This is a genomic window from Streptomyces sp. NPDC037301 (genome assembly GCF_055602785.1).
This window is the reverse complement of record NZ_JBVJWD010000005.1, coordinates 137,144-155,287: the sequence shown is the minus strand read 5'-3', so window position 1 is coordinate 155,287 and position 18,144 is coordinate 137,144. Positions and strand designations below refer to the sequence as shown.

12 protein-coding genes are annotated in these 18,144 nt (G+C 67.6%); 5 read left to right on the top strand and 7 right to left on the bottom strand.

Going from position 1 to position 18,144, the window contains the following annotated elements; all coding sequences use genetic code 11:
• Window positions 1–59: 59 nt before the first annotated feature.
• From ACZ7IB_RS11300 to ACZ7IB_RS11290, 3 genes are all read right to left on the bottom strand, one after another.
• A complete protein-coding gene (locus ACZ7IB_RS11300) occupies window positions 60–347 on the bottom strand; it encodes a DUF7848 domain-containing protein (protein ID WP_470911484.1) in 288 nt (95 codons plus the stop codon).
• Complete coding sequence (locus ACZ7IB_RS11295) at window positions 340–735, bottom strand: hypothetical protein (protein WP_470911481.1); 396 nt, start codon at window positions 733–735, stop codon at window positions 340–342. Before ACZ7IB_RS11295 ends, ACZ7IB_RS11300 begins: the two co-directional genes overlap by 8 nt.
• Before the next feature lie 126 nt (window positions 736–861).
• Window positions 862–1,506, bottom strand: a complete 645-nt coding sequence (locus tag ACZ7IB_RS11290) for a hypothetical protein (RefSeq protein ID WP_470911478.1) — start codon at window positions 1,504–1,506, stop codon at window positions 862–864.
• Here ACZ7IB_RS11290 and ACZ7IB_RS11285 point away from each other — a divergent pair.
• The 5 genes from ACZ7IB_RS11285 to ACZ7IB_RS11265 all read left to right on the top strand — a co-directional run bounded on the left by ACZ7IB_RS11285 (window position 1,484) and on the right by ACZ7IB_RS11265 (window position 5,631).
• On the top strand, window positions 1,484–1,750 hold the full coding sequence (locus tag ACZ7IB_RS11285; protein ID WP_470911475.1) for a hypothetical protein: 267 nt from the start codon (window positions 1,484–1,486) through the stop codon (window positions 1,748–1,750). The two genes, ACZ7IB_RS11290 and ACZ7IB_RS11285, sit on opposite strands and share 23 nt — an antisense overlap.
• A 35-nt stretch (window positions 1,751–1,785) precedes the next feature.
• Window positions 1,786–2,532 (top strand): DUF2637 domain-containing protein, encoded by a 747-nt coding sequence (locus ACZ7IB_RS11280; protein WP_470911472.1) that lies wholly within the window; start codon window positions 1,786–1,788, stop codon window positions 2,530–2,532.
• 152 nt (window positions 2,533–2,684) lie between these two features.
• A complete protein-coding gene (locus ACZ7IB_RS11275) occupies window positions 2,685–4,124 on the top strand; it encodes a replication initiator (protein ID WP_470911470.1) in 1,440 nt (479 codons plus the stop codon).
• Window positions 4,124–4,348 carry a helix-turn-helix domain-containing protein gene (locus tag ACZ7IB_RS11270; RefSeq protein WP_470911468.1) on the top strand — a complete coding sequence of 75 codons (225 nt, stop codon included), beginning with the start codon at window positions 4,124–4,126 and terminating at the stop codon, window positions 4,346–4,348. Before ACZ7IB_RS11275 ends, ACZ7IB_RS11270 begins: the two co-directional genes overlap by 1 nt.
• Window positions 4,348–5,631 carry a tyrosine-type recombinase/integrase gene (locus ACZ7IB_RS11265; protein WP_470911466.1) on the top strand — a complete coding sequence of 428 codons (1,284 nt, stop codon included), beginning with the start codon at window positions 4,348–4,350 and terminating at the stop codon, window positions 5,629–5,631. The genes ACZ7IB_RS11270 and ACZ7IB_RS11265 overlap by 1 nt, the downstream gene beginning before the upstream one ends.
• A gap of 84 nt (window positions 5,632–5,715) precedes the next feature.
• Here the strand turns inward: ACZ7IB_RS11265 and ACZ7IB_RS11260 are convergent, their stop codons facing one another.
• The 4 genes from ACZ7IB_RS11260 to ACZ7IB_RS11245 form a co-directional block, all read right to left on the bottom strand.
• Entirely contained in the window at window positions 5,716–6,156 is a 441-nt protein-coding gene (locus ACZ7IB_RS11260; RefSeq protein ID WP_466408519.1) for a hypothetical protein, read from the bottom strand.
• Window positions 6,157–6,234: 78 nt separating this feature from the next.
• Complete coding sequence (locus ACZ7IB_RS11255; RefSeq protein ID WP_470911462.1) at window positions 6,235–13,176, bottom strand: polymorphic toxin-type HINT domain-containing protein; 6,942 nt, start codon at window positions 13,174–13,176, stop codon at window positions 6,235–6,237.
• A gap of 112 nt (window positions 13,177–13,288) precedes the next feature.
• Window positions 13,289–16,921, bottom strand: a complete 3,633-nt coding sequence (locus tag ACZ7IB_RS11250) for a LamG domain-containing protein (RefSeq protein WP_470911459.1) — start codon at window positions 16,919–16,921, stop codon at window positions 13,289–13,291.
• 272 nt (window positions 16,922–17,193) lie between these two features.
• Entirely contained in the window at window positions 17,194–18,039 is an 846-nt protein-coding gene (locus ACZ7IB_RS11245; protein WP_470911455.1) for an LLM class F420-dependent oxidoreductase, read from the bottom strand.
• Window positions 18,040–18,144: the final 105 nt, after the last annotated feature.

The following is an 18,144-nucleotide window of genomic DNA, read 5'->3' as shown; positions in this document are numbered from 1 at the left end:
TCAGGAGCGCAGGGCGCACGGTGGTGCTGCCGCTGGCGCGGTGTCGACGCAGGGGGACTTTACTGCCAGGCTCCGGGCTCGGCACGGAGTACGGCGCGGACGGTCTGCTCGTAGTGCTGGTGGCCGCTGGCGGCGCAGTGTCCTGCGATCCAGCGGGTCAGTTCGTCCGGGGTGTGCAGGGTGCCGGATGTGGCACCGCAGTTGTGTTCGGCGCCGGTGACGCAGAGCGCCGCGAAGGCCGGCAGAGCCAGGGGGTCGGGGACGGTGATCACGTGGTAGTCGCGGAATCGGTAGCGGCCTCGGGTAATGCCGCGCGCCGGTGCGTCTGCGTTCGTGGCGTCAGGCATCGCCGTCACCTCCTACCTCTCCCTCCTCCTCTGCTTCGCCCTCCGGATCCGGGAGGCGTTGTCCCCGCGAGTCGGCGACCCTGAGTGCGTCGGCCAGGGCTTCGGTCAACCGGCAGGCCAGCCAGCGGTATTCGGTGGCCGACAAGGTCTTCGCACCGGGGGCCGTGGAGTCTCGGGCGTACTCCAGCAGTTCCTTTCCCATGCCGATCTGCACCGACTCGATGTTGTCGGCGAGGTTGGCAAGGTAGCCGCGGCCGTCGGTGCTGAGGTAGCAGGGCTTCCCCTCGGGCGTGGTCCACGGCAGCAGGCGCGGCCCTGTGAGTCCTGCTGCCGCGTCGTGGAGATCCCTGCGACGCATGCGGTCCGCGTCGCTCCTGGGCTGGCTCATCGTGTACCCCCGGGCCTGGTCGCTGGTTAGGACACGAAGACCGTAGATACTGATGCGCTGTCACTCCATGCATGCATCAAGGCAGTTGGTGACGCATAGTGCGGAAAGTGTTGCGCTGCGTGGCAGTTAGCCGACGACGCCCAGGTGGTCGGCCATCTCGCGCATGTCGGCGGTGAGGGTGCGCTTGCGCTTCTTGAGGATCTCCTGCATGGTCTCGGCGGCCATCCGCTGGTGCCGCAGCCATTCCGGGGAGGCGTGGCGGACGCCTGCCAGCTCGTCCATCGCGCCGGTCAAGTCGCCGGTGCGGGCGTGGGCGCGGGCCACGTCGAGGCGGTGGCGGTTCCAGTTGTCGTCGCTCGGCCTGCCGGTGTGTTTCCACGCCTTGGGGGACATGGCGTCCTCGCTGGACTTGCGGACGACGGTGCGGGCGTCGCCCAGGACCATGGCGTCCTCGACGCCTTTCATGCCGACGGTGAGCGGTCCGAAGGTGGTCCAGTGGCGGAAGAACGATCCGGTGTGTTCCCGGCCCACGGCGGCTGCGGCGGTGGTGGCCACCCGGTGGTACTGGCGGGCTTCCTGGGGACGGTTGTTGCGGCCTGCGGCTGCGGCGGCGCGCAGGGCGAGCCACCCCCACGCCGCGCACTCGTCGGGTGTGGCGCGCGAGAGTCGGGGTTCGATCACGTCGGCCGTGGCGGAGGCGAGTTGTTCGGCCTCGTCCAGGCGGCCCTGGCGCAGCAGGAGTGCCGCAGTGGCCGCACTCGGTGACGACATCCGCAACTGGCCCGACGCCAGCCCGGTCACCTTGCAGGACCCCGCCTACGTCGGCGTCGCGGTGATGGCGATGCAGGGCCGCCCTGGCTACACCCGCATCCGCACCCCCTACGTCTCCGACGCCGACGCCGCCCGCGTCGCCGAAGCCACCTCGCACCTGACCGCCGATCCGGACCTCTGCCTGGACGCCCTTCTCGCCTCGACCGGCCGGACCACGGCACCCCTGCCCTCGCTCACCAAGTAGCCCCGAAAGCCCACACCGGAAAGGAGGTTGAGGATATGGCGGAGGAACGGTTCACCCGGCGCACCGTGACCGTGGTCATGGCGGTCATCGCGGCCCTGGCCTTCGTCTTCTCCTTCGGTAACGTCTGGGCCCTCGCCCTGCGACTCGGTGTTCCGCATCCGATCGCGCCACTGATCGCGCCCATGGTGGACCTGTCCGTCGTCGGGCTCCTGGTCGCGCTGCGCTTCCTCGCTCTGCGCGGCGTCCCCAAGGCGGAGCTGAAGGCCGGCACCCGGCTGCTGCACCTGTGCGGCCTGCTCACGCTCGCGCTGAACACCGCCGAACCGCTGCTGACCGGACGCTACGGACGCGCCTGCCTGGACACCGTCGCTCCGCTCCTGCTGCTCGGCTGGGGCCACGTCGGCCCTGCCTTCCTCGCCCAGTTCTACGCCCTCACCCGCCCCACCCCGCGCCTGGAGGCCACCGCCGCCACCCTTGCCACCGAGCCGATGCCCGACGTCGCACCATCACCCGAATCGGCACCCCCGACGCCCGCACCGGACATCGCCGCTTCCCTGGTCGAGGAGCTGGAGCCCGCTCCGGCCGCTGCTCCGCCAGCCGCTGTCACCACGACGGGCCGAACCGCTTCCGGCCCTGCCCTTCCGGCCGCCCTGCTGGACGCGGCCCGGCGCATCGCGGACACCCACCGCGCCGAGCACGGAACACCGATCACCGCCGCCCACCTGGGCACACGCATGGGCATCGCCCTGCCAGTGGCCACCACCGCACTCGCCCAGCTCTGAGCCCCGGCCCCCCGCCGGCCGCATCCCCCTCACTGAAACCCACGCCCGCTCCTGGGCCTGGTTCGTCATGCCCCGAGCAGCGCCAACTCGCCTTCCAGTTCGGCTGGTTGCTGCTCGGGGCCACCCACCCGAACAGATGGGACACGCCCCGAATGGTCACCCTGGACCTGCGCCACGTGGCAAGCCCCGCCGTACGGGACCTGCTCCACCTCGTCAATCACCCCGACTTCGACCACGCACAGCAGCAGATCGAACGCCTCGGCGGCTGCACCGAACCCGTCCGCCTGACCGGCCACAGCACCACCGTCGACACCACGACCGGCGAAGTGCTGCGCTCCTACACCTCTTCCGCCGAACCGAGGGGCAGCCTGCTCACCACGTGCGGCAACCGCCGCTCCTCCCGCTGCCCGGCCTGCTCCCGCCTCTATGCCGCCGACACCTACCACCTCATCCGCGCCGGCCTCTCCGGCGGCAAGACCGTCCCCGACACCGTCCGCACCCACCCCCGCGTCTTCGCCACCCTCACCGCACCCTCCTTCGGCCCCGTCCACAACCGCCCCACCACCCCCGGCGGCGACATCAGGCCCTGCCGCTGCGGTCAGCTCCACGGACCCACGGACGCCCTGCTGGGCACGCCGCTGAACCCGGCGACGTACGACTACGCGGGTGCGGTCCTCTTCAACGCCCACGCCGGAGCCTTGTGGGCCCGCTTCACCACCTACCTGCGCCGCGAGCTCGCCGCCCGGCTCGGCCTCACCCAGAAAGCCGCCCTCGCCGTGCTGCGGATCTCCTTCGCCAAGGTCGCCGAGTACCAGAAGCGCGGCCTGGTCCACTTCCACGCCGTCATCCGGCTCGACGGGCCCGACGGCAACGCCACGCCTCCGCCCCCGTCTGTCACCGTCACCGTGCTCACCGACGCCATCCGGGCCGCAGCCCTCCGGGTCCGAGTGGCCGTCGTGTCGGACGCGATCGGGGAGCGCGAACTCACCTGGGGCGAACAGCTCGACGTGCGCGAGATCGCCGCCTTCGGCACCGACGCCGAACTCACCGACCAGGCCGTGGCCGCCTACGTGGCCAAGTACGCCACCAAGTCCGCCGACGCCTCCGGCACCCTCGACCATGCCCTGTTCTGCCGCCCCTGCCAGGGACGCGGCGCCACCCTCCTGCCCCACGGAACCCCGCTCCCCTGCACCACCTGCGACGGCACCGGACAGGCCCGCCCGCTGCCCCGCCTCGCCGTCGCCCGCCACGTCCGGCAGATGATCCGCACCTGCTGGGACCTGGGCAGGCTGCCGGAATTCACCGGCCTCAAGCTCTGGAAGTGGGCGCACATGCTCGGCTTCCGAGGCCACTTCTCCACCAAGTCCCGCCACTACTCCACCACCCTCGGCGCGCTGCGAGACGCCCGCCGCACCTGGCGCACCGAACAGGCCCACGTCGGCCTGCCCGAGTCCGACCCGACGACCACGCTCGTCGTCGGCCACTGGGACTACCTCGGCTCGGGCTACAGCCCCGGCGCGGCACTCCTCGCCGTCGGCGTCTGGCATCGCAGGGAACTGGAACGGCAGTTCACGGCCGAAGGGGGTTGCTGATGACCTCGCCCCCGCTCGCCGTCCTTCGCACAGAGGTGGCCCCGGCGCTGGAGCTGCTCACGGTGCCCCAGGTCATGGCCCGCCTCCAGCTCGGCCGCTCCGCCGTCTACGACCTGCTCCGCACCGGCCAGCTCGCCTCGATCACCCTCGGTCGCGCCCGCCGCATCCCCACCCACGCCCTCACCGACTTCATCCGCACCCGCTTGGAACAGGAAGCTGCCTGATGACCACACCCCGCCCCGCATCGTCCCGCCGCTCCCGTGCTCGCGCGAACGGCGACGGAACCGTCTACCAGCGCAAGGACGGCCGTTGGGAAGCCGCCGGATACGTCCTCGCCCCCGGCAACACCCGCAAGCGCATCCGCGTCTACGGCACCACCCGCAAAGACGCGATGACCAAGCTCACCGAGAAGATCGCCACCAGCAACCGCGGCCTGCCCACCGCCGCAGCCGACAGCACCGTCGGCGACTACGTGACGTACTGGCTGGGCACCGTCGCCGTCCATCACCTCCGCGAGAACACCCACACCCGCTACGCCGCCTGCATTCGCCTCCACCTCATCCCCAGCCTGGGTACCAAGAAGATCGCCCGGCTCACGGCCCGGGACGTGCGTACCTTCCTCGACCGGCTCCGTACCACCTGCCAGTGCTGTGCCCAGGAACGGGACACTGGCCGGCGGCGATGCTGCGCCATCGGCCAGTGTTGCGGCAAGACGCTGTCACCGCTGACCGTGACGTACGTTCACTCAGTCCTCAAGTCCGCCCTGGAGCATGCCGTGCGCGAGGACGAACTGCCGCGCAACGTCGCCCGGAACGTCAAGACCGCGACGCCTCGCCCCAGACGCTTCCGACCCCTCACCGCGGCCGAGGCCAGGCAGCTCCTCCAGACGGCCAGCGGCGACCGGCTGCACGCCCTGTACGAACTCGCCCTGCGCACCGGACTCCGCAAAGGCGAACTCCTCGGCCTCCACTGGGAAGACCTCGACCTCGATGCCGGTACCGCCAGCATCCACCGCTCCCTCCAGCGCACCCGCACCGGCGGCCTGACCACCCTGCACACCAAGACCCGCGCATCCGAACGCCGCATCGCCCTCCCCACCGAATGCGTCCACTCCCTCAAGAATCACTGGGAACGCCAGCAGGAGGAACGTCGAGCCGTAGGGACGCGCTGGTCGGACAGCGGGCTCGTCTTCACCACCCCGACCGGCGGCCCTCTCGACCCCGCCAACCTCACCCGCCGCTTCGGCCGACTCCTCCGCCATGCCGGGCTCCGCCGCATCCGGTTCCACGACCTACGCCACTCGACCGCAACTCTGCTTCTGGAGCAGGGCATAGACCTCGTCGTCATCAAGGAACTCCTCGGCCACGCCCATATCGGCGTCACCGCAGGCGTCTACGCCCACGTCCGGCTCCGTCTCCAGCGCCAAGCCATCGACACCCTGGGGGATGCTCTCGGCGCCGGGGACGATGACCCTGACGACCCACCCGCCGCAGTCGTAGTCCGCTGACGTTGCCGTCACCGTTGCCGTCAAGACACCCAAAAGCCCCACTGGCGCCATTGCCGGTGGGGCTTTTGAATTCACACTTCTATGCTATGCCCGTGGAATCAGAAGAACGTTCTGGGCGCTGCCTTCTGAGAGCCACTCCTCGGATTCGTGGAACTCCACAAGTTCACGAACCGAGACCCGAACGTCCGGATCGGCAGCCTGAATAGCTTCATTGAAGGCATTCACTGCCGCAGGACCAGCATGGGTCAGGATTAGCAGGACGTTCCCACTCTGATCCTGGGGGATGGAAAGAAGTTCCCTGGATGCATCGGCCACTCCCTGACCGAGGTCCGAATGAGGGAAGCGACCCAAAGCCGCATGCGCCGCCTGGTAAGCCCCGTAATCCTCCTCAGCCTTCAGGGAAGAAACGATCGCAGCGACACCAGAGGGCCCTTCACTTCCAGTCACGGAATCGGCCAACTCGACGTACCGATTCCAGCGGCGCTCAGCCTCGCCGGGCGGGGTGACCTCGTCATCGTCTTGCACGAGGTCACCGCACTCCACAATCTCTACTTTCCAGTCTGACGACACGCGAGTCCCATTTCGTTCCGTGCGAATTCCTAGCTAGGGGTTTTGCCCCGACGCCCACTTCCGAAGGGCCTTGTTCTGACTGAGGGTCATCCACATTTCCGTGATCGCCTCGTCGTATTTATTGCCGAACCGGGAGCGGATATCATCCACGTCCATCTGCATAGCGCCCCGGAAGTCGCCGCCATCTATCAGCTCCTTCTGCCTCATGCGCCACGCCTTCGACTCAAGAGAGGATCCGGTGCTGTAAACGGCACGATGGTCGGCATAATCCATCCGAATCGACGGCCCGCTGTACTTACTGAGAGGGCTGGACGAATTGGCAGGAATGTGATTGATCTCGTTCCCCGCCCCCGCAGGTTGCAGGTCTCCGTATTTCCCACCATTCGCGCCACCGCAGTTGTGAACGAGTACCGGCGTAGCGCCCGCCAGCACATAGTACGTGTGGACGTCGCTGATAGTGAGGTCGTGGGTACGCTGGCGTTCCTCGAAGTACCGGACGCCCTCGACCGTGGCAATGTCACCTTCCGCCGTCCGGAGTTCCATTCCTGGCTGCAGGTCGCCGGCTTCGATCCAGGCGTTCTCGGACACAACCCAGAACGGGTGCGTCGTGGTGGAGACGAGCGCCGCCTGGGCACCCTTCTTCGGTGCGATCTTCAGGTCGACGAAGCGCTTGTCGTCCTCGGTGACGATGGTTCCGACGGCCTCACGGATCTTCGTCTTGCCCGTCGCCGGGTCCGTGACAACGACTTTGTCGCCGAGCTTGACCTTTTCAATCGGTTTGGTCGAGCCGTCGGCCAGGAGCACCTTTGTTCCTGGCAAGAAACTGTGACAACTCGTCGGGTCGCTCTTTTTCAGCTTGCTCAGCGCCGCTTTGGCCTTGGCTCGGGCCACAGCCAGTGCATCCTGCGCCTTGCCCAACGCCTTGGACGACTTCACAAGGTCCTTGACCCCGCCGATGAGGTCGCTGACCAGGCCGACCACCCGCTTGGCGAGCTTGACGCCCTTGGCCCACTTCCAGGGGAGGCCGTACTTGGCCATGATCTTGCCAGCCAGGCCGCCCGCGAAGCTGCCCGCGACGTTCAGCAGCGTCTCTCCGCAGGCCCCCAGGTCGCCGCTGGAGAAGCAGTCCAGTGCGGCATCGACTCCAATGAGGTCCCTGACGATCTTGACGAGCGCCTTGGCGGTCTGTTTGATGCGCTGCTTCGCCTGACCCTGCTGGGCCTGAGCGGCATTCCTGTCACCCGTGGCCTTCGTCACCTGCGCTTCCGTATCGGCCACATCGCCGGAGCAGAAGAGGGTGCAACCACCGCCGCCACAGCTGTTGCCGTGTTCGGACACCCCTGGCGCGCAGGGCAGCAGCCCGCTCGGGTCGGAGAGGGTGACGGGGCTGTTGTTCGCATAGGCGTATGCGTTCATCTGCTGCGGGTCGGTGTAATCGATGACGGGATCGACCGAGATGAACTTGCCCAGTCCGGGGTCGTATTCGCGCGCCCCCAGATGAGTCAGCCCGCTCTGCTCGTCGATCGTGCCGCCGACGAAGCCCTTCTCGCCGGGCCACTGGCCGGTCGGCTCGGCACGTGCCACCCCGTAAGGGTCGAAGCGCCGCTGGGTCACCGCCTGCGTGGTCCCGTCGATGGCCAGTTCGGCGGTTCCGTGATGGTCGGCGGCGAGGAACGTCAGCTTGTTGTCGTTCTGCCGGACCGCGACGGTCTGGCCCGCGTAGCTGTAGTAGCGGGTGGCCTCGACCGCCGTCGCGCCCTTTGCGAGGCGCAGTTCCATGCCGGGGAGATAGACCGTGGTCGCCTCGGCGTCCCGTCTCAGGACCCGGCCGCCGTCGGCACCGTAGACGTAGGTGGTCTCGTCCCCGTTGGCCTCCGTCGTCCTGGTGAGGTCGCCGCTCGCGTCCCAGTCCAGCCTCTGCGCGTCGCCGCCGATGGTGCGCGTGGTGGTGTTTCCGGCGTCGTCGTAGCCGTAGGTGGATTTCTTGTCGCCGGTCGGGGTGTTCTCCACGACCGTGGTCACCGCGTGCGGACCGGCGCCGTTCTCTCCGTAGGTGAAGTGGCGTGTGACGTTCTTCGACGCATCACCGCCCACGTCGTAGGTGACGTCCTTCGTACGGTTGCCGATGGAGTCGGTCTCGTACGACTTGCGGTACGGCGCCGGGCCACCGAGGCTCTTCGTGCCGGGGTCGGCCGCGCACGCGGTCGGAGTGCCCTTGGTGAGGTCGCTGTCCTTCGTACCGGAACCGGCCGCCTCGGCCGCGGTCGCCGCCGGGGTCCAGGCGTCGGTGAGCCGTTGTCCACCGTCATAGGCGAAGCACTGGACGTCGGGCACGGCACCGGCCGTGTCGGTGATCGCCAGGACGTTACCGGCTTGGTCATAGCTGTAGTTGGACGACTGGGCCGGGCCGGCCGAATCGACGACGCGCAGCGTGGAGTTGGTCATGCGGTCGGTACCGCGCTCGTACTCGAACGACTCCTGGATCGCCTTGCCCTGCCCGGTGGACAGGTGGAGGGCCTTGAGCAGACTGGTCGGCCCGTACAGGGTGTTGGTGACGTAGGAGGTCTTGCCCGTCATCGAGACCGGGCGCTGCATCTTGTCGTATGTGTAGGCGATGGCCTCACCCGTGAGTGCGCCCGCCGCCGGCATTCCCTGCCCCTTGACCGTGCCGTCGGGGTTGTACGTGGTGGTGAAGGTGTAGATGCCGGCGAGCGCGCCTTCGGATGCCGGGACGGTGTAGGCCGTCTTCTCCGGGCGGTACAGCGAGTCCATGTCCTGGATGACCGAGCCGTAGGACTCGTTGCCGTTGACGTACCGGTACGAGGCCCAGGCGTACCCCACCCAGCCGGGCTTGTCGTACTTGGTCTCGGTCAGCTTGGTGCCGGACTCCGGTTCTCCGGTCCATGTGGTGACGGGACGGCTGAGCTTGTCGTAGACCGTGGACGTCTTGTTGACGGAGTTGACGGTGGTCGTGATCGGGCGGTCGAGCTCGTCGTATGCCGTCTCCGTGATGCCCGCGTCCGGATCGACGCTCTTCGTCCGCAGTCCGAGCTGGTTGTACTCGTACCGCCAGGTGTTGCTCTTCGGGTCGGTGACGGTCTCCAGGAGTCCGCCCTTGGTGTACGTGTACTTCGTCGAGTCGTACTGGTCACCCGGCCCGGACGGCACCGGCGACGGTCCGTGGTACTTCCGCAGCTCGGTGACCCGGCCCGACGCATCGGTGATCGATGTGGCCGGGGTCTGGCCTACAGGCGGGTCGACGTGGGTGCGGTCACCCTCGTACACCGTGGTGGTACGCCACTGCTCGTAGCCGGCGACCTGGAATATCTGGGCCGTGGCGCGCCCCAGGCCGTCGTACTCGTAGAGCGACTGGCCCCCTACCTCTCCGTCGGCGACGGTCTGCAACTTGTCGGTCGGCACACCGGCCGCGTTGTACGTGGCGTTCGTCTTCTTGACGTTGCCGGATCCGTCGTAGAAGACGTCACCGATCATTCGGGTGCCGTCGTGCCCCTCGGTCTGCAGCTGCCGCGGCCTCAGCAGGGAGTCGTAGAACTGGTACTCGGCCCCGTAGCCCCCGCTGTTGTCGATCTTCTCCGTCTTGACCGCGACCGCGTCGTCCTGGCGGATGAAGTACGAGTACTTGATGCTCGGGCTCTTCGCCTTCGGTCGATCCGCCAGCCATACGGAAGTGAGACGTCCCAGCGCGTCATAGGCGAGGTCGGTCCGCTTGCCGTTGGGGTCGGTCTGACCGGTCGACGCTCCCCACGCGGGCGCGAAGTCCGTGGTGGTGACCTGTTCTTCCACATTGGTGACCGTGGTCTTCGAGATCAGGCCGTTGACATCTATGTACTTGGTCGTCGTCCCCCACTTCTTGGCATCCTGCTGAGAAGTGGGGCGTCCGAACGCGTCGTAGGCCGTGCTACCGGTCACCTGATAGGTGGCGGTGGTGCCGTTGTGGGATGTGAGGCGCTCCGTCGACGTGGGAAGGCCACGGACCGGTGCCGCGCCGAATGCCTTGTCGTCGTAGAGCGTGCGTTCGTCGGCTAGGACGTCGGTCTTGCGGTTCGGGGTCGCCGAGCAGTCGACGGTGACGGCCTCGCTGCGTGAGGGCAGCTCGTACAGGTTCAGGCTCTCGTTGTCCGCGTACCAGAGCCGCGTACAGGTGTCGTCCTCGTCGGTGGCGAGGTCGCCGAAGTCCTCGGTCCGGTCCAGCCGGACGTTGGGGCTGCCCGTGTCGTAGTTCGAGACCGACCTGGTGGTGCGCCAGGTGCCGCCCGGCATGGCCGTGTAGCCCCTGGTGGACTTCGTCTTGACGGCTGTCGCGTGACTGGTCAGCCAGGTCCGCGTCTGGGTGGCCGTGTCGTACTTCCATGGTTCGCTGAGGACCTTGGAGACGATTTTGCCCTTGTCGTAGGTCGCCGCCTCGATCTCGAAGCCGGTGAACTCCTGGTGGCCGGTGTACTCGACACCGGTCGAGTCCTTGACCTTCTCCGACCGGGGACCGCTACCGGGGACCTGGTCACCGTCCAGACCCTGCAAGTAGGTGTAGTCGATCCGTGACTTCATGGCCTGGGAGCTGCCACTGGTGACGGAGACCTTGCCGTATCCCTGCCACTGGCCCCAGGTCAGGAACTTGGCGTCGGTCATGCCGTCCGGGTCGGCGTGACGCCAGCCCGCATCGTCCTGGTAGGTGTACCGGGTGGTCCGGTCGTCGGCGCCGCCGGTGCGGTCGGTCTCCACGACCTCCTTGACCACGTATTTGTGGAACCAGTCCGTTCGGGGCTCAATGGTTCCGGGCGGCGCCCACACAACCGGATAGCAACGCTTGACGGACTTGCCCGGCGCGGGCAGGGCACTGGGCGTGCAGTCGGGTTCGGCGTACGTGATGTCCAGTTGCGCGCCCGTCTCGCTCATCACTGTGGCGAGGCGGTAGCGGTGGATGGCGTCCGTGTTGTCCGTGGTGCTGTCGACCCGGTTCTTCAAATGGATGCCCTGGAGCAGGACGGACGGCAGTTTGGCTGCAGTGCCGCCCTGTCCCAGGTAGTTGACCCTGCCTTCGTGGTCGATCTTGGACAGCCAGAGCGTCTTGGTCTGGTCGCCGTTGTCGGTGAAGAAGTGCGTGAAGGTCCAGGCATCCACGTCCGCGTAATCGGCCACGCCCGTGCCTGTGCTCATCCGGGTGGTGACGCCGACCAGTCGCTTGGTCGTGAAGAACGTCTGACTGGACTGCGCGATGGCGCATTTGGTGTCGGCCTTGCAGTACCGGTCGACGGGAGTGTCGGGCCAGTGGGCGGCGTTGGCGGTGGTGAATTTCGACTCGGCACAGTCGAAGTTCGCGTCCTCTATGCAGCGTTCCTTGACGTCGAAGACGATGCGGGCGGGAGCCTTCGCCGTGTAGACCGAACCGTCGCGCTGGCCGTAGTCGATGCGCTTGAGATAGCCGCCACGGTCGTACTCGGTGCCGTTGACGTCGGTCTTGGCGTTCAGGGCGTAGCGGTTCTTCTCCGCCCCGTAGTAGTACGACATGACGTTGCCGTGGACGTCCTTGACGTAGTCGAGGTTCCACCGCCATGCCTGCTTGCAGAACGCCTTGGTGAACGTGGCGTTGTAGCAGGGGTCCTTCGGGTCGTTGCCGAATACGGGCACCGTCCACGTGGAGGAGGTCTCTTCCTTGCCCGCGGCCCAGCCCGGCAGTTTGTTGCGCCCGAAGGAGTACTCGGTGCCGTCCGTGGTGGTGAGCTTCCAGTGCTCTCCGTCGTTGTCACCGTTGTCCACGGGGTACTTGGCAGTGGTCGCGTCGATCTTTTCGATCTTGGCGCCGTTGTCCGAGGAGAGGTGCCATTCCTTCGACGTGTCGTCCTGGACCAATTCACCGGACATGCCGTTGAGCATGATCGTGGCGTTGTCGAAGGCCCAGCACTGTTCCGCCGAGGTCTTCTGTCCGTCCTCGGAGCACGGCTTGTACGAGCGCTCGATGTATCCGGGCTCGTAACTGAAGCCCTCACCGATCCACGACCCCTGGTTGTTGGTGGCCGCGGTGCGGCCGTCCGCCGACTGGGAGGAATAGCCGAACCCCACCGTGGGGGTGAGACCACCCGGAGTGGGAATCGTGCGGATCGGATAGTCCCAGGAGAAGCCTCCCGAGGACGCGGAGACGGACCAGCTCGCGGACGGGGCGAGGCTGGTCGCCTTGTAGTCGCCCTTGGCGGACGAATCACCTGCGGCGACCGCGTATACCGCCCCGGTGTTCCCGGCCACGGGCGGGCTTGCGGCCACTCGTGCCGTCAGGGTCTGTCTCGCGGAGTCGTTCTCGAAGCGGATCGGCTTGGGCTCAGCCGTGCAGGAGGAGTCGGACGGGGAAGCGGTCATCGCGCACGCGGGCAGCTGCACCAGCTGGAGCCGCGACCCGTAGGCGCCGCCGGCGCCGTCGGCGAATGCCTCGTAGTTCAGCGTGAGTTCGACGTCGGCGGCCTTTGTGCCGCCGTCCGCGCGCTGCACGGTGAGCAGCGCGGCGCTTCCCCACTTCTGCGCGGTCTCGTGACCGAGGGAGGAGACCTTGATCTTCGACGGTGCCGCTTCCGTAGCGGCCCTGGTCCTGCCCTTGACCGGGGAGACGGTGACCGGGATACCGCCGGGCCGGGTCCTGACGGCAGGAGCGGCCCCCGCGCGGGCGGTGAGGAGTGAGGGTGTCGCGGATACAACGACCTCCGCGCTTCCGGCCTTCGGCCAGACAACCGGGTCCAGTCGTGTGGCAGCAGCCTTCTTCGCCGGGTCGGCGGGCCGCGATGCCGCCCTGGCGTCCTTGCTCCTGGCCGGATCGGGGTCCTCCGGAAGGCCTGGAAGTCCGATGCTCTCCGATTTGGGCGGCAGAGCCTGGGCGCTGCCCGCGGTCAGCGCGAGGGCCAGGCCGAGCATGAGCGCGCCCAGGGTGTGCCGGGGCATACGGGGGGCGAGGAGACGACCGCGCATAGACATCACATAGCTCCGCAAGGGCAGACTTGATTAGTTCAGAGGTCGGGTGAGACGTGGTGCGGTACCGGCGGCCGGATCAGCAGTCCCTGACCCGGCCGCGCCGGCACCCTCGGTGCTACATGGCCGGGTCGCCGGTCGGCTCGCTCATCCGGCCGATGGAAATCGGATCTGCTGCCCCGGCGTAGACGCGAACCTCGTCGATCGCTCCCGCGAAGTAGTCCCTGCCGCCCGACTGGGCCGAGCGCCCCACTTGGAGCCCGGCGCTTGACGGCCACGTCGTGTAGTCGAAGCCCTTCGCCGTCGACGTCATCCGGCCGTCCACGAAGAGGCGTACCTCGTGGGTGGAGGCGTCGAAGACCACGGCCAGGTGCTGGCCTCCGGCTTCGGTGCTGGGCAGAACCTCTTCATCAGTGACAGTCGTGACCTTCGCGGTCTTGGTGTCGGTGTCGGTGACGGCCAACTCCCACCGCCCCGTGGCGGCTTGATAGCGCACGGCCAGTCGATCGGCGTTCTGTCCCGGAAGGGACAGCAGGGTCTGGGTCTTCTGTGCGTCGAGCGTGGTGAGCCTGGCCCGCACCGCCACGGTGTAGCTGTCCGCCGCCGTCACCACGGGGCCGCCCGTTGCCGCCCAGTCGCCGGTACCGTCGAGCGTCAGATCTCCGTTGTCGGTGAGAGCGGCGTCGTCCTCCGCCGACTCGGGGTTGTAGATGGCCGCGTTGCCGTACAGCGTGAGCGGTTGCCCATCCGCCTGCACGTTGGCCGAGTTGCCACTCGCCGCGCTCTCCAATGGCCAGTACGCCTTGCGCTGCGGTTTGACCGTCATCATCTTGGCGATCTCCTCAGCGGGCAGCACCCGATCGAACATCCTGACCTCCGCGAGGTCGCCCTGGAAGTGATCCCGGTATCCGCTCCCGGCCAGAGCGCGACCGATCTGGAGACTGCCCCGCGACGACCAGGTGGTGTTTCGGTGAGCCGTGCCGGCCAGTTGCTTGTTGACGTAGATACGCAGTTCAGGACCGGTGGATGCCTGGGCGTCGAAGACGCCCGTGAGCAGCACCCATTCGTCCTTCTTCACCTCTACGCCCTGGGCCACGGCACGCCACTGGCTCGTGGACGCCCCGTCCATGTCCGGGGTGGAGAACACCCATGCCTTGTCGGCCGCGTCGTAACCGAGGACGAAGCCTGGTACGCCGGTGCCGTCCTGGCTGAGCACTGCCGTGTTCCGGTCCAGCGCGGCTAGCCTGACCCAGGCACTCGCGGTGAAGTTCTGCCCGGTGTCGGCGATGGCGGCCCCGGTGTCGAGGTAGGCATTCGCGGTGCCGTCGAAGCGGGCCGCGCTGTCCACCGCTCCGCCCGGCCCCGGTACCTCGAACGTCACTCCGGTCCCGGGCACAGCCGGATGGCGTCCTGTCTCGTCGTGCGCCTGGGTACTGCCGGCCTCATCGGCCAGATTCCATTGTCCGGTCGCCTGCTTGCCGTCCGTCACGAGGAACACGTAGCTGGCGGGGACCATGTTGGAGTTGTTGGCCCCGTCGAACGCCTCGACCGTCACCGAGTGCTGGCCCGCCCAGGTGGGCGTCCATTCCAGCGTGACCGCGGCGCCCGACGTGGTGCCGACCGTCTTGATGGCGTCGTCGTCGAAGGCGTAGCGATACTCCTTCACGTCCTTGTCCGCAGCCTTGAACGTGAACTTGCCCGGCGTGTCCACCCCGTGGTGCCACTGATCGTCCGCCGGGTAGTCGTCGGAGGTGACAACAGGAGGAGCCGGCGCGGTGCTGTCCCAGATGAATTCGCAGCGCTGTGCCGGGTCACCGGAAGAGCTCCAGGGTCCCCAGGCATCGCCGTCATAGGCCCTGGCGGCCCAGTAGATGACCTTGTCCCGTGGAATCTGTGGCTGGCCGGCCGGCCGTTGCGTCACCTGGTAGCTGAACAGCGTTCCCTTGTTGGGTGACTTGTAGCCGGTGTCGTAGGTGAAGAACTTGTCTTCGGTGCCTTCCTTCCAGCGCACCTCGAACTGCATCTTCACCTGGTCCGTCTGCGTCGTCGTGTGGTCCGGATCCCGTGCTTCGGCCCGTAGCAGCGGCAGTACGTTCGTGTAGCGGCGTCCGGTTCCCCAGGCGCACTTGCCGCCCGGATTGGACGACATGAGCGTGTAGTCGACCTGGCTGGGCGGCGTGTTGTATTCGATCTTCAGATAGCTGTTGCCGCAGATCCTCTTCCAGCCCCCGTAGCCGGACTCGTCCTTCGCTCGCAGCCCGAGCGACATGCTCTTCCAGGAGCCGGAAGCGGCCGTTTGCACCTCGGTCAGGAGTTTGCCGCCGCTGAAGTTCAGGTTGGCTCCACTGGAGCAGGCGGTCGGGGAGATCTTCTTGTCCAGCGTGAGAAGGAGGGAACTCCAGTCGTTCTTGGTGTTCGACCAGTTGCTTCCCGAGGTAATCGTGCGGTCCTTGCCGCCGATGCGGTAGAGGTCCACAGGTTCGGCCCGCGCGTCGGCCCAGTACACGTGCTCCACGCGGGCGGAGAACTGGGCGCCGAGAATCTGCTTCCCCTTGTACGCGCTCATAGGGAACGTGAACAGCAATCGGCGCACGCCGATACCCGCGCAGCTCGCGGGGCTGTAGTCCATGGGGCACTTGCCCATGCCCGCACTGCCGGAATACGCCCAGTCCTGTTCCGTCGGCATCCCGGACATGACCCCCGACCAGGCCGTGCGGTTCGTCGTCTTCGGGATCGGGTCGACGACGACCGGATACACCGTGTCCTTGCCGCGCAACAGGTCCAGATCCGGGGTGAGCGTGATCCGGTCGTTCGTGACCGACATGCCGACCGGTGCCTTTCGACCCGCCTCGGCCGCGTCGAGCCGAGCCCGCGGCGTCGACGGGAGGACGGTGGTCGCGGACGGCGCCCCAGCGCTCGGTGCCGAGTCCCACATGACGGCCTTCGCGGCCTCGAAAACCGTTCCGCCGACCGCCGCGTCGACCGCCCGCATACCGCCGCTCTCGGTCTGCTCGATCTCCAGTCCCTTGGTGGAGAGCGCAAGTTCGATGCTGTTCAGTCGCGGGTTGGCCGCCGCCTCAGCGGTCTTCACGACGAGGTAGTGCGCAAATCCCTCTGTCTCGGCGCGGACCGCCAGATCGACGCCGGGGAGCACTTCTTCGTAGCGTGCGGAGTTCCCGTCGACCTTCGGCTCGGGGAGCGGATCGCCCGGCCAGGTCAACGCGTACTCACGGCCGGCCCGTCCCATGCGCGCGAACGGACCGTCGCCCCCGTCCGAGAAACGCACGTCGACGGTTACCGCCCTGGGCGACCAGGACCCGTCTTGCCGTCGTTCCAAAGTGTCGTCCACGGCGACCCATGTGCCGCTGCGCCGAGTGCGTACCGGCTGGGTGTATTCGTGCGCGGTGAAGGTGCCGGTCGGATTGGCGAACACCTCGCGGCGCTCCTGACGGAGCCCCGTCACCTCAACCGGTTCTCCGGCCGCCATTGCCGCTGCCCGGGCAACCTGCTCCGTGGCCGCCTCACCGGATTTCGTGGCCGACTCGATCAGAGCGTCCGGGACCGCGGCGGTGGCCTGTTCCTGCCCTCCTGGCAGCACGAACGTTCCTGCTGCGAGTACCGCTGTCAGCAGGCCGATCACCGTCCCGCGATGTGTTGTCCGTCGGCCGAATCCATGGAGCTTCACCGTCTCGACCCCACCGGCCAATCGCGCCCGCGGGGTGATGCCGGCCGGCATCACCCGGTGGCCCATGAATTTCCCGACCCGAGAGTTCTTCCCCCACACCGCAGCAGCCCCCCAGCTGTCTCCACATCAATGGCGATCCCGTGAAGATCACCCATGGAAACTATGGGAAAAGCTTTACGTGAGGAGGCGCAGCCAACCCACAGGAACTTACATATGCAGGAAGCTGCCCCCCCTACAAATCTCCGAAATCACAATGAAACAACATGCAGACGGCAGGTATTTTGAAATCCGGCAATTCATCCAAGAGGGACAGGAAATCTCGGAACCATAGGCTGCGCCTACAGATACTCCGCATACGCGTCCAGCACCCGCAGCACCTCCGCCTCTCCCGCCGGGGGCAGTTGCAGGACGACCTCCTCGATGCCCAGTTCCGCGTAGTGCGCCAGCTTCCCCGGGCTCGGGAGCACCGCGTAGGGGACCACCTGGAGCTGCTTCGGGTCGCGGCCGGCCGACTCCCACGCCTCGCGCAGCTTCGGTACGGACTCCGTCAGGCCGCGGCCGCCGATCGGGAGCCAGCCGTCGGCGTACTGGGCGATGTGGGCGAACAGCTTCGGGCCTGCCGCGCCGCCGATCAGGGTGCGGGGGCCGTTCACCGGGCCGCGGGGCGCCTGGACCGGCTTCGGGTACGCGTGGCTGGCCCGCACCGAGCCGAACTCGCCGTCGTACGCGGTTGGTTCGTCCGACCACAGGGCGCGCATCAGGGCCATGCGGTCGCGGACGAGGTCCCGGCGCGTCGACCAGTTCACGCCGTGGTCCGCGGCTTCCTCGATGTTCCAGCCGTAGCCGAGGCCCAGCGTGAACCGGCCGCCGGAGAGGTGGTCGAGGGTGGCGATCTGCTTCGCCAGGCCGATCGGGTCGTGCTGGGCGACGAGCGTGATGCCGGTGCCGAGGGTGAGGCGTTCGGTGACGGCGGCGGCCTGGGCGAGGGCGACGAAGGGGTCGAGGGTGCGGCCGTACTCGGGCGGGAGTTCGCCGCCCGCCGGGTAGGGGGTGTCCCGGCTCACCGGGATGTGGGTGTGCTCGGGCAGGTAGAGCCCGGCGAACCCGCGCTGTTCGAGCTCACGGGCGAGCCGCAGCGGCGTGATCGTCTCATCGGTGAGGAAGATTGTTGTGGCGATCCGCATATGAGGAAACCTCCGTCGTGATCCGCTGAGGGCCCCAACGTATGCCGTGCGGTGCGGAAAGCCGAGTGTCCGGGACTCCGGGCCCCGGTCGTGCCTCCCGCCGTT